At 60.9% G+C, this 11,785-nt stretch carries 10 protein-coding genes and 1 pseudogene; 6 read left to right on the top strand and 5 right to left on the bottom strand.

From position 1 onward, the window contains the following. Window positions 1–304: 304 nt before the first annotated feature. The 4 genes from HFO99_RS13260 (at window position 305) to HFO99_RS13245 (ending at window position 4,094) form a co-directional block, all read left to right on the top strand. Window positions 305–556 carry a YMGG-like glycine zipper-containing protein gene (locus tag HFO99_RS13260; RefSeq protein ID WP_222361651.1) on the top strand — a complete coding sequence of 84 codons (252 nt, stop codon included), beginning with the start codon at window positions 305–307 and terminating at the stop codon, window positions 554–556. Window positions 557–613: 57 nt separating this feature from the next. Further along, a complete protein-coding gene (locus HFO99_RS13255; RefSeq protein ID WP_222361649.1) occupies window positions 614–895 on the top strand; it encodes a hypothetical protein in 282 nt (93 codons plus the stop codon). A 287-nt stretch (window positions 896–1,182) separates the two neighbouring features. Beyond that, window positions 1,183–3,177: a protein-L-isoaspartate(D-aspartate) O-methyltransferase gene (locus HFO99_RS13250; RefSeq protein ID WP_222361647.1), complete on the top strand. Its 1,995-nt coding sequence runs from the start codon at window positions 1,183–1,185 to the stop codon at window positions 3,175–3,177. Between the two features lie 107 nt (window positions 3,178–3,284). Beyond that, window positions 3,285–4,094, top strand: a complete 810-nt coding sequence (locus HFO99_RS13245; protein ID WP_261323122.1) for a hypothetical protein — start codon at window positions 3,285–3,287, stop codon at window positions 4,092–4,094. A 289-nt stretch (window positions 4,095–4,383) separates the two neighbouring features. Here the strand turns inward: HFO99_RS13245 and HFO99_RS13240 are convergent, their stop codons facing one another. From HFO99_RS13240 to HFO99_RS13225, 4 genes are all read right to left on the bottom strand, one after another. Then, window positions 4,384–4,689: an alkylphosphonate utilization protein gene (locus HFO99_RS13240; RefSeq protein WP_222334479.1), complete on the bottom strand. Its 306-nt coding sequence runs from the start codon at window positions 4,687–4,689 to the stop codon at window positions 4,384–4,386. Between the two features lie 648 nt (window positions 4,690–5,337). Then, a complete protein-coding gene (locus HFO99_RS13235) occupies window positions 5,338–6,342 on the bottom strand; it encodes an NADP-dependent oxidoreductase (protein ID WP_222334478.1) in 1,005 nt (334 codons plus the stop codon). Between the two features lie 156 nt (window positions 6,343–6,498). Continuing rightward, a complete protein-coding gene (locus HFO99_RS13230) occupies window positions 6,499–7,089 on the bottom strand; it encodes a TetR/AcrR family transcriptional regulator (RefSeq protein WP_222361645.1) in 591 nt (196 codons plus the stop codon). Window positions 7,090–7,286: 197 nt separating this feature from the next. Further along, window positions 7,287–8,105 (bottom strand): oxidoreductase, encoded by an 819-nt coding sequence (locus HFO99_RS13225; protein WP_222361643.1) that lies wholly within the window; start codon window positions 8,103–8,105, stop codon window positions 7,287–7,289. Between the two features lie 88 nt (window positions 8,106–8,193). Here HFO99_RS13225 and HFO99_RS13220 point away from each other — a divergent pair. After that, a pseudogene (locus HFO99_RS13220) lies at window positions 8,194–9,189 on the top strand (thiolase family protein); the annotation flags it as partial. A 476-nt stretch (window positions 9,190–9,665) separates the two neighbouring features. Here HFO99_RS13220 and HFO99_RS13215 read toward each other — a convergent pair. After that, the gene (locus tag HFO99_RS13215; RefSeq protein ID WP_222334474.1) at window positions 9,666–10,661 is read right to left on the bottom strand and encodes a LacI family DNA-binding transcriptional regulator; all 996 of its coding nucleotides are present in this window, start codon (window positions 10,659–10,661) and stop codon (window positions 9,666–9,668) included. A 175-nt stretch (window positions 10,662–10,836) separates the two neighbouring features. Here HFO99_RS13215 and HFO99_RS13210 point away from each other — a divergent pair, with 175 nt between their 5' ends. Further along, window positions 10,837–11,784 (top strand): sugar ABC transporter substrate-binding protein, encoded by a 948-nt coding sequence (locus tag HFO99_RS13210; RefSeq protein WP_222334473.1) that lies wholly within the window; start codon window positions 10,837–10,839, stop codon window positions 11,782–11,784. Window position 11,785: the final 1 nt, after the last annotated feature.

Genomic DNA, 11,785 nt, shown 5'->3' with positions numbered 1-11,785 from the left:
CCTGATCCGAAGCCTCCGGTGCCTCCACCGGTAAAGCCCGTATCTCCGATCAACGAACCGGAGTTCGATCTGCTCGGACGAAACACCAAATCCCAACCAAGATGAGCATAAGGACCCCAAATACGCGCCGCAAGTTGCCGGCCGTCGGAGTTGATTTTTGGCTTCTTCGGAACTTAAGGCGCCAGGCTTGGTTCGGTGGACTTAACGTGACGGTCCCGACAAAGCCGACACCCGGTCCGTCGCATAGCGATGAATTACTGAGGAAATAGCCGTCTATCAGGATCAAACCGGAATGGAGGTTCAAATGAAAAAATTTCTCCTCGTAGGGATTGTTGGGTTGTCATTGGCGGCTTGTACGCCGACGGAACGAGGGGCCGGAATCGGTGCTGCCACCGGTGCCGTCGTCGGCGGCGTAGCGACAGGCAATGTTCGCGGCGCCGCAGTTGGTGCGGCTGTGGGTGGCGTAACCGGTGCCCTCATCGGGAATGTCGCGGGACAACCCGGCCGCTGCTACTACCGAGACCGCGCAGGGAACCGCTATGTCGATCGTTGCTGAGCTTTTCCCGGCCTTAGTCGGCAAGAGCTCAAACTGGTCCTGTGATAGGAGATGAACATGCTGGATGATCAACAACGGAATTTCGTTGTCGATGCCGTCAAAGCCGTTCTTGAAAAATTCAACAGGAGCGGATCCGCCTTCACACCGTCCATGGTCATCGATGCGATCGAGGAAGATCAACGATATGCAGACGATGACGTATGGCATGATGAGGAAGCTCCGTCGGCCGTTACCGACGCCATCATGCAGCGGACGGAGCAATTGGTGGGGAAACGTCAGATCGTGCTCCTGGAGGACGATCCAACCTACAAATGGAGCTTTAAGGACGCCACATCGTAACAGTGTTGGCGATGATGTTTGGCTTTAGCCGCGCAAGCCGATCGGGAATTTTTCCAGAGCCACGGCTTGCGTCGAGGACGTGGATATCATGCAGAAGCTAGAATTGGCGAGCGAGGCAGCGGAGCCGTAAGGAACGGAAGGCAGCACGGGAAAAGGCTGCCCGAGCTGAGAAGGTTCTGCTGAACGAACGGTAGTCTCGGAGCAGCAACGTCACTGGTCCTGACTGGATGTCGCCACCGCCTGCTGAACTGGCTGATCATAAGATGAGCAAAAGGAAGGAGGCCAGGATGGTCGACTACCAGCGCATGCGCGATCACATGGTCGAGGTCTACATAAGACGGCGGGGGATACGGGATGAGCATGTCCTGAAGGCGATGCGCACCGTGCCGAGAGAGCGTTTCGTTGCCGAAGGCATGGCAGAATTCGCCTATGAGGATGCGCCGCTCCCGATAGAGGAGGGGCAGACCATTTCGCAGCCCTATATCGTCGCCGCGATGATCGAGGCGGCGGAGGTGCGCCCGGGCGATCGCGTGCTCGAGGTCGGAGCCGGTTCCGGCTACGCGGCCGCGGTGATCGGCCAGATCGCGGAGCATGTCTATGCGATCGAGCGCCACGAGGCCTTGGCTACGTCGGCAAAGCGGCGGATGGCTGATCTCGCCTATGGCAATGTGGAGGTTCTTGCCGGCGACGGCACCCGCGGACTTCCTGAACAAGCGCCGTTCGACGCCATTTTGGTGGCTGCGGGTGGTCCTGCCGTGCCGGAGGCGCTGAAGGAACAACTCGCAATCGGCGGGCGGCTCGTGATTCCTGTCGGTGAAGAGTTCAGCCAGACACTCTGCAAGGTCCTCCGGCGCACCGAGACCAGCTACGAGGAAACGAATCTTGGGGCTGTGATGTTCGTGCCGCTGATCGGGGAGCAGGGATGGTCCGAGGATGGACGCCGCACCGCGAGCAATCACAAGCCCGGCGCCTCACGAAAGCAGAGCCTGCCGGAGATGATCGCCGAAGCGGCCGAAGACCTGCCCGGTTTCGACGACCCCGCCTTCGGCCGTCTGTTCAACCGCTTTGTTGATCGACGCGTGGTCTTGCTTGGGGAAGCGAGCCATGGGACGGTCGAATTTTACCAGGCCCGAGCCGCGATCACACGTCATTTGATCGCCAATCACGGCTACAGGATCATCGCTGTCGAGGCGGATTGGCCGGACGCGGCGAAAGTTGATCGATACGTCCGACATCGATGCGTGTCCGACCGTAAAGAGTCTCCGTTTCAACGATTCCCGACCTGGATGTGGCGCAACACGGAAGTTCGGGCACTGACGGAGTGGATGCGGGAGCACAATGCGGGTCTCGACGCCATGGAGGATCGGGCTGGCTTCTACGGGCTCGACATCTACAACATGACCGATTCGATCGGCGCCGTGCTTGACTATCTGGATCGGGTCGACCCGCGGGCGGCAGCGGTCGCGCGCGAGCGCTACGGCTGCCTGACGCCCTGGCAGAAGAACCCCGCAACTTATGGCCGGGCGGCCCTCAGCCGCGGTTATGCGGAATGCGAGCAGGCGGTGATCGACCAATGCCAGGACCTCTTCCGCAGGCGGTTGGACTATTCCGACAACGACGGCGATGCCTTCCTCGATGCCACCCAGAATGCCCGGCTGATCGCATCTGCGGAACGCTACTATCGCATCATGTACTATGGCGGAGCGGAAAGCTGGAACCTGCGTGACACTCATATGTTCGAAACGCTGCAGCATCTGCTGGACGCGAAGGGACCGGATGCCAAGGCGATCGTCTGGGCCCACAACAGTCATATCGGTGACGCGCGCTTTACCGATATGGGCGCAACGCGTAAGGAGCTCAACATCGGCCAGCTCTGCCGAGAGGCTTTCGGAGACGAGACGGCTCTCATCGGTTTTGGCACCCATAGCGGTACGGTGGCGGCCGCCATTGACTGGGATGGAGATATGGAGGTCATGCGCGTAAACCCCTCCCGAGCCGACAGCTATGAGAGGATGTGCCATGATGCGGGCAAGCGCCGCTTCCTCCTCGACTTGTCGCCTGGCAAGCACGAGCCGCTCAGGCGCCGCCTCTCGGAGCCGAGGCTCGAGCGTTTCATCGGCGTTGTTTACCGGCCAGACACAGAGCTGTGGAGCCACTACAGCCAAGCGATTCTTCCCGAGCAATTCGATGCCTACGCCTGGTTCGATGAGACCCAGGCAGTGACGCCGCTCGGGCCGGAGCACCATCGCGGCATGCCAGAAACCTATCCCTTCGGTGAATAGACGATGCTTCGCGACATGGATTATGTCCTGACCAAGCTCGACTGGATGCGCAGCGAGCGCATCTGGCCCAATGGCTTGCGCTATCTCTGGACCACGCGTTCGGTGTCGTGCTCTATCTGTCGCTTTACCGACAGACTGGTGAAGAGCGCTGGCTGGATGCGGCGGAGGAAATGGTCGGCGAGGTCGATCGCGTGCTGGGGCGGCCACGTGGCTATCGCATCGGCGAGGCGTCAGACCGAGATGGCCAGTATTTTCATTATCTTGCCATGTGGCTGTTTGCGCTGGCCAAACTGGGCGATGTGAAGCCGGAGTACCGAGCGAAGGGCATCGCGGTCGCCAAGGCGATCCACCCGGCTTTCGTCCTGCCCGGGCGCGGCGTGATCTGGAAAGTGGAGGAGGATCTGGGGGCGCCGTATCCCGGCTACGGTCTCGGCGCCATGGATGCCTTTGACGGATATGTCTCCTACCGTTGCCTCGACCCTAGGGCGCTGACCGACGAAATCGACGAAATGCGAACGCTGATCGAGCGGCAATACCGCACGCTCGACATCGACCAGGATCTCGGTCTTGGCATGATGCTGTGGCTCTGCCATTTCTTCCCGACAGAGGATTGGGCACGCGTCCAGACGGAACGGAGCCTGGCGGCGCTCGATCGATTGTGGATTGACCCGCCCGGTTATTACGGGCGTGCCAGCTACGCACCGCATGTCCGTATTGCCTTCGCCAATTATGGCGTATCGCTGGGATTGCAGGCAGTCAATCAGTGGCCGGAGCGGGTCGACCGGCTGAACACCTATTTCGATGTCTACCGCTCAAACGACGAATATGACAGGGAAGCGATCACCCATGTCATGGCCTGCGCCTCGCATCTGCCCGGCCTCTTTCTGAACGCTGACAACCGAGACAGGGGCGGATAAGGCGAAGTGCTTCACCAGCGCTCCTATATGTTGAGTGAGTGGAACAGTCGCGGCGAGTTGGCGCGTGACCGTTGGCGGACGATAAGCAGGCCGCCAAGAAGGCGGCAGAGGTGAATGCCTTCCAGGACTATGCCGCCAGACATGGCGGCGCTGGAAAAGCATCCTGAGCCGGGTGTGAATGGGCGAAGCGCCCTATGACGACCGTGGCACCCTGCGCCGGCTGCGCAACACCCACGGTCCGACTTGGCTCGATCGCTATCGCCTGCCGAAACGCCAGGCAGATCGCCGATCAGCGCTTGCGCACAAACTCCGTGCGCAGGACCAGCCCCTTGATCGCGTCGTGGCGGCAGTCGATCTCTTCCGGGTTGTCGGTGAGCCGGATCGACCGGATGACGGTGCCCTGCTTCAGGGTCTGGCCCGCGCCCTTGACCTTCAGGTCCTTGATCAGCACGACGGAATCGCCGTCGACAAGAAGATTGCCGGATGCGTCGTGGACTTGCGCGGCTTTGGCCTTATCCGCAGCGATTTCGGAAGCGGGCCTCCACTCGCCGGTTGCTTCGTCATAGATGTAATCGTCGTCGTTCTGGTCGCTCATTGCATTGCCCTTTCTCGGATAGTCCTTTTTGACCGTCCCTCATGTCATTCGCGCCTCTATCGTGGAACGGCGTCGAGATCAAACGGCGGGCGTTTCAACCACGCTGTCGACGACATGAGTGCCGCAGCCACAGTGAGCGCGAAAACGGCAGATTGTTTCAGAAAACGCATTCAAAAAATCTCCAGCAGAGTGTGGGCAATGAAGCCTTGTGATTTTCGTGCGCATGCCAGCTGACCACGCGACTACACGAGGGTTAGGCATTGACGTCGACGACCGTGCGACCCTGAACCTGTCCCTCAAGGAGCCGTCGCGCAACGTCGGTCACGTCGGCCAGCCCGATAACTTTCGTCGTGCGAGGGAGCTTGTTGAGATCGAGATCTCGGGCCAGACGCGACCAGGCTTTGAGGCGAACCGATTGCGGCGCTCTGATTGTTGTTGCCGGTGGCCCCCAGGGGTGTCAGCCCGCCGTCCGATAGCGCTCGGCGGGATGCTCCCGCCTGGTGTTCGGAAGGATGGCCAGGCGAGCCGCCTGATAGTATCTGCAAACCGCGTCAGTTTCACCGATCGCCTCATCTATTCCTGCAAGGCCTTTGGAAGCTGTGATGCCGCAAAGGGGACATCACCAATCCGGTGAGGCCGGTACGGATTCTAGTCTGCGACCGCTATGACGACTTTGCCCTTCGCGCGCCCTGTCTCGACGTAAGCTAAGGCATCGCCGGTCTTCTCGAACGGGAAAACCTTGTCGACCACCGGGCGGATCGCGCCCGATTCGATCAGGGTGGCGATCTCGCCTAACTGTTGACCCTGCGCTCGCATGAACAGGAACGAGTAGTGCATGCCGAGGCTCTTGGCTTTTTTCCGGACCCCTCGGCTCAACAAGTGCAAAACCAGTTTCAGGAAAAGGTTCAGACCGCGTTCCTTGGCAAAAGCCGGATCGGGCGGACCGGAGATGGAAATCAGCTGGCCGCCGGGCTTGAGCACGCCGAACGATTTGTCGAGGGCCTTCGCATCCTGGCTGTTCAGCACGAGGTCGTAGCCCGACAGGACCTTCTCGAAATCCTGCGTCTTGTAGTCGATCACCACATCCGCCCCGAGACTTATGACCAGATCCACATTCTTAGTGCTCGTCGTCGTCGCAACGGTTGCCCCGAGGTGCTTGGCGAGCTGGATGGCAAAAGTCCCGACACCGCTGGAGCCGGCCTGGATGAAGACCTTCTGGCCGGGCTTCACCTTGGCTACCTCGACCAGCGCCTGCCATGCGGCCAGCCCGACCAGTGGGATGGACGCCGCTTCGGCCATGCTGAGGTTCTTGGGCTTCAGCGCAACGTCCGCTTCATCGATGGCGATGAATTCGGCGAATGTTCCGATGCGATGATCCCGCGGACGGGCGTAGATTTCGTCACCCACCTTTAGACGCCTGACGGCGGCTCCCACCCTGACAACCGTCCCGGCGACGTCGTGTCCGAGCACGAAAGGCGGCCGATAGGGCAGGATAAGTTTGAACTCTCCGTCGCGGAGTTTGGAATCAAGCGGGTTCACTGCGGCAGCTTGAATCCGGACGAGGACGTCGTTGGCCTGCAACTCCGGCTCCGCCATGGCGACCACGCGCAGAGCGCCTTTCTTCTTGTACTTATCGACGACGAATGCCTTCACGGCGTTTTCTCCAATGTTAAATTTAGCCGGTGGCCCCAGGCATTGAGGAAGGAAAATGCCGCCGGCTGTCGGTTTAAGGGCTGCTCGGTCATCGTTTTTTCCTGTCTGATGGAGGACGACGCGCCGGGTGTGCCGGGCTTGTCGCCGAAACGAGGGTCATGGTCGGAGTTCGGCGTCCACCAGCGCCAGGGCGTTGCGGAGCCCCTGCGCGAGGAGGTCGTCGGAGAGCTGGCGGTCGGTCAGGGCGCGGCAGAGTTGTAGCGTCCCGGCCATCAGGCCGAGGAGACTGAGCGCCTTCACGCGGGCCGAGGGCGGATCTTCGGGCGCCAATCGGGCGGCGAGGCCGTCGATGACGACCAGCACGCCGTCGGTGTACGCCTGCCTGATTGCGTCCGCGCTGCGCCCGATTTCGTCGAGCAGGGCGGCGTTGGGGCAGCCGTCGCCGGGGTTGTCCCGGTGGTGGGCCGACAGGTACCAGCGCATGAGCTGTTCGAGGCCGGCCGGGCCGGGCTCCGCCAGCTCGACGATGTTCGCGCGCAGTGTCTGCAGTTGGTCGGTGACCGCCTCCGCGACGAGGCTGTCCTTGGATTCGAAATGGGCGTAGAAGGCGCCGTTGGTCAGGTCCGCGTCCTTCATGAGCGTCGCGACTCCGGAGCCGTCGATACCGTCCCGCTTGAGCCGTCGACCGGCCGTCGCAATGATCCGCTGCCGCGTCTCCTGCTTGTGTTCTTTCGTGTAACGCACCATGCCTTCCTCCTTTTAGCCGGTTTGCGCTCCGGATACCGCTGTGGCCAGGTCAGTGTGCAGCGTTGGCAAGGAGAGCCGGGACGTTCATCCTCGCGGTCTGCAGTTTCGAGTCGTGGGGTCGGAGACCCCGCCGTTGGTGATGTACAACCGGTTGCCGCGAAACCTGCGAATGACTGGTTAGAGGATCTCGGCAGCGATCAGCTCGGCATCCGGTTGAATCTGCGGATGACGCGGTCGAATATCCGGGCCGGGGCGACGTGGTATACCGCGTTGATGATCCGGGCGGTCCTGCCGGCGGTGCGCCGTAGTTTCGGGTTCCGGTCGGTGGCCGCCGCGACGATCACCGTGGCGACGACTGCGGGGTCGTCGCCGCTGCTGAGGTTCTTCTCCAGCAGATCGTCGTAGTTGCGCCGTCCCGCCGCGTAGAGCGGCATTGGGGTGTCGGCCACCACGCTGTGACCTGCGAACGGCGTGTTGATCGGGCCGGGCTCGACGAGCAGGACCCGCACGCCGTGATCGCGAACCTCGTGGTCCAGCGACTGGGAGTAGCCCTCTACCGCGTGCTTGGTCGAAACGTAGAGGGCCATGAACGGGCTGGGGACGAACCCACTGAGGGAGGAGACATTGATGATGCGTCCGCGGCCTTGGGCGCGCATGTGCGGCAGGACCGCCTTGGTTGTCCGCATGACGCCGTAGACGTTGATGTCGAAGACGTCCTGCGTCTGGGTGATCGAGAACTCCTCGGCCGCGCCGGTTGTGCCAACGCCGGCGTTGTTGACCAGGACGTCGATGTGCCCGAACCGTTCGATCACCTGCCTGACCGCTGAGGCGACCGATTCGTCGCTGGTCACGTCGAGGTCGAGGTACGTCATCCCGGCGGGCGCGGCGAGTTGCGCGGTGTTGCGGCCGGTTCCGATTACCTGGAAACCTGCAGCGGCCAAGGCGATCGCTGTGGCCTTGCCGATGCCTGAGGTGGCGCCTGTTACGAGCGCAACCCGCGGAGTTGCTGTCATCATGAGCTCCTGAAGTTAGGATTACGATCGTACGACAATAGCGATTGAGTGACCATAAGGCAACGATAAATTATGTTCGTACGTTCACGGCGGCACGGTCGTGCTGGGCAACGTCATCCAAGCCGGCAACCGGATGAATCCGGCAAGGCAGGCCGCAATCGGCGGGGACCTTCCGGTCTCCGTCCCGGCGCTGACCGTCAATCGGGTTTGCGGCTCGGGCGCGCAGGCGATCCTGACCGCCGCGCTGGAAATAACCGCCAGCGGTAGCGATGCTGCCATTGCCGGCGGTATGGAGAATATGGACCGCGCGCCCTATCTGATGGATGGCGGACGATGGGGCTACCGCATGGGACCGGCACAGATCCTCGGCCAGCATTCCGACCGGCACACGGAAGACCTCGTCACCAAGTTCCAGCTCTCTCGTGAGGAGCAGGACGCGTTTGCCGTGCGTTCCCAGCAGCGTTTTGCCGCCGCGCGAGATGCCGGCCGATTCACGGACGAAATCGTTGCGGTGGAGATCAAAGGCCGTAAAGGGCCTGAGAGTTTCGCAATGGATGAGGCGCCGCGTCCGGATACGACCGTCGAGTCGCTCTCCCGGCTCAAGACAGCCTTCCGTCCGGGCGGCACGATTACCGCCGGCAATGCACCGGGGCTGAACAGCGCTGGCGCCGCGATGATCGTCGCCGAGCGCGGCTTTGCCAATGCAAAAGGTATCGAGCCCATGGCTCGGCTTGCAGGATATGGCGTTGCCGCCGTCGAGTCTGGCCTGTTCGGGCTTGGCCCCGTTCCAGCCGTTCGCAAGGCGCTGAAAAAGGCCGGCTGGACGCTCGGCGACATTGAGCGCATCGAGATCAATGAGGCCTTCGCTGCCGTGCCGATCGCTGTCATGCGCGAGCTTGGCCTGCCAGAGGATATCGTCAACGTCGAAGGCGGCGCCGTTGCGCATCGCCACGCGATCGGCGCGACGGGGGACATCCTCACCACGCGGTTTCTCCATTCGATGAAACGCGATGGGCTGTCGAAAGGCATCGCCACGCTCTGCATCGGGGGCGGGCAGGGCATCGCCCTGGCACTCGAAGCGCTGTAGCCGCATCGCAACAGGGAGGCCAGGATGTACGCGGATTTCCTCATCAGACGGGCGCCAGGCAAAGACTCAATGCGCTTGAAGCGCAAAGTCGCAGCTTAGGGTGACGACTTCCTCGCCAGCGTCATCGCTCGCTAATAAACTCACCTGATATCCCTGGAGGAGGCGGGCGCCGTGGGGCAGAGCACGCTCCGCCCCACATCGGGAGTGACGTCTGGAGGAGGGGATGGTTTTGCATCTCTATGCGACGGCACAGCGGCTTGGATTTAGCGAAACTGTCGTCGTTAAAAATGATGGGAGCGTCAGGCTCACGATAGCCCAAGACGAATCTTGTCAGCATGAGATTCATCGGTGACCCTCCCACGGGCCACCATAGCACAGGGTTTGCGGTTCAATTCCCATCAAGAGCTGGATGACCACCATTCGATCGTGGTCAGAAGTGCGACGCGAGGTGCTCCTGGGAAGATCCTTGAGACACGTCATGCCGATGACCTCGGCACAAGCCGTCCCCGCATGACAACCATTTCGGCATCGCGCTTGCCCGTTATCATTGCGACCATGGCGTTGATCATCTCGTCGGTGGGCTGTTCGTAGCTGGTTAGTTCGTAGGCAGGAGCCCCGCCGAGTTCGATATTGTCGAAGCCGACGACTGCCAAGTCTTGCGGAACCCCAAGACCGAACTCTCTGCGGGCAACGTCCATCGCTCCCAGCGCCAAAATATCATTTTCACACATCAGTACATCGATGCGCGATCCGGGCGAAGTTGCGTTCAGATAAGTGCGTGCCGATTCGGCGCCGGCCAGGGCGCTGTATCTTTCCGCGGCCAATTCTGTGACGCCTTCGACACCTTTTCGTCGCCAGAAATTTGCATAGTGATGACGCCTGCCGAGCGCCGTCGATAGAGTCCTAGCTCCCGCCATAAATCCAGGACGGCGGTACCCCTTGTCGAACAGGTAATCGACGATCTCGCTGAGAGCGATTTCTGCATCGCAGGCAATCGCGGGAACGCCGGGGATTTGGCTGTCTCTCGCAAGAACGAACATCGGGGGGAAACCTCGGCCTAGCCGTCGATCACCCAGCGTTTCCTCGCGAAAGGCCGTACCGAACAGGATCACGGCATCGAATTGTCGTTGGTCAGCATTGATCAAGGCGTGAACGTGATCGAAATGGCGGTTGATGTTGATCAATACTGTCAGCAGACCCTCCGCCTGCAGGCGCTCGGTCAGCGTCTCCAGAACCGGAAGCTTATGCGGATTGGCGAAGTCGTCGACGAAGACGGCGACCTGATGGGTGGTGTTCGTCGCGAGGCTTCGGGCAAGCAGGTTGGGCGAATAGTTCAGGGTCTCCGCCGCCCGAAGCACCTTTTGCCGGCTTGCGTCCGCAATGGACGCACCTGGCGTGAACGCACGGATGACGGTCCATTTCGACACGCCGGCGGCTTCCGCCACCTCTTTCGCCGTCGCCCGTTTGCGCATGACTGCCTCCTCTTGAATGGAATGAATATTCCACAAAAAAATAAAAATGGAATGGATGCTTGATTTTCGTCGACAATAAAGTAGTTTTGTCGAGCTTGCTACCGGGTGCAATAGGGGTTGCAACCGGTAGCATTCGCAAGTTCGCATGGAGCGGACTGTGTTTTGGGAGGGTAAAATGAAATTCGGTTTGAAATCGCTTCTCACGAGTGCGGCCGTTGCTGCTGTGCTCATGTGCTCTTCGGCAATCGCCAACGCGGCTGACATTCGCATCGTCGCCGTCACCCACGGCCAAGCCAATGATCCGTTCTGGTCGGTCGTCAAGAACGGCGTCAACGCAGCGGCGAAGGACATGGGTGCCAGCGTCGATTATCGCGCTCCGGAAACCTTCGACATGGTGTCGATGGGGCAGCTCATCGATGCTGCCGTCAATCAGAAGCCCGATGGGCTTATCGTCTCCATTCCAGACGCCTCGGCACTCGGCCCATCCATCAAGAAGGCTGTCGCCGCCGGTATCCCGGTTATCTCAATCAATTCCGGTTCTGACGTTTCAAAGGAGCTGGGTGCACTTCTCCATGTCGGCCAGGACGAATATACCGCCGGCAAGACCGCCGGCGCGAAGCTGCAAGAGCTGGGCGGCAAGGAAGGCCTGTGCGTGAACCAGGAGGTCGGCAATGTTTCGCTCGATCTGCGCTGCAAGGGCTTTGCCGACGGTTTCGGCGGCAAGGTCACGGTACTACCCGTCAGCAACGATCCGGCAGATGTCCGCGCGAAGGTCAAGGCGGCGCTGAGTTCCAATACGGCCATCGACACTGTCATGGCGCTCGGTGCCGGCACGGCCGGCGAGCCATCCCTGGCTGCCGTCGAGGATGTCGGAATGACCGGCAAGATCAAGGTGGCGACATTCGACCTTTCAGCTGATTTCCTGAAGGCCGTGGCCGATGGGAAGGCAGCTTTTGCGATCGATCAGCAGCAGTTCCTACAGGGTTATCTGCCCGTCGTATTTTTGGCCAACTACGCCAAATACGGGCTTATCCCGGGGGGGAATGTTCCATCCGGCCCGAACCTTATCACCAAGGAAAAGGCTGCCCAAGTTGTGGATCTTTCCGCCAAGGGCATTCGCTAAC

It is taken from the genome of Rhizobium leguminosarum (assembly GCF_019798305.1).
In the GTDB taxonomy this organism is placed as follows: domain Bacteria; phylum Pseudomonadota; class Alphaproteobacteria; order Rhizobiales; family Rhizobiaceae; genus Rhizobium; species Rhizobium leguminosarum_U.
The sequence above is the reverse complement of the archived record's forward strand: the minus strand, read 5'-3'. Positions and strand labels throughout refer to the sequence as shown.

Excerpts from the sequence above, each read along its gene's own strand:
- HFO99_RS13260 (WP_222361651.1), top strand. The coding sequence starts at position 305 with ATGAAAAAATTTCTCCTCGTAGGGATTGTTGGGTTGTCATTGGCGGCT.
- HFO99_RS13255 (WP_222361649.1), top strand. The coding sequence starts at position 614 with ATGCTGGATGATCAACAACGGAATTTCGTTGTCGATGCCGTCAAAGCC.
- HFO99_RS13250 (WP_222361647.1), top strand. The coding sequence starts at position 1,183 with ATGGTCGACTACCAGCGCATGCGCGATCACATGGTCGAGGTCTACATA.
- HFO99_RS13240 (WP_222334479.1), bottom strand. The coding sequence starts at position 4,689 with ATGAGCGACCAGAACGACGACGATTACATCTATGACGAAGCAACCGGC.
- HFO99_RS13230 (WP_222361645.1), bottom strand. The coding sequence starts at position 7,089 with ATGGTGCGTTACACGAAAGAACACAAGCAGGAGACGCGGCAGCGGATC.
- HFO99_RS13225 (WP_222361643.1), bottom strand. The coding sequence starts at position 8,105 with ATGATGACAGCAACTCCGCGGGTTGCGCTCGTAACAGGCGCCACCTCA.
- HFO99_RS13215 (WP_222334474.1), bottom strand. The coding sequence starts at position 10,661 with ATGCGCAAACGGGCGACGGCGAAAGAGGTGGCGGAAGCCGCCGGCGTG.
- HFO99_RS13210 (WP_222334473.1), top strand. The coding sequence starts at position 10,837 with ATGAAATTCGGTTTGAAATCGCTTCTCACGAGTGCGGCCGTTGCTGCT.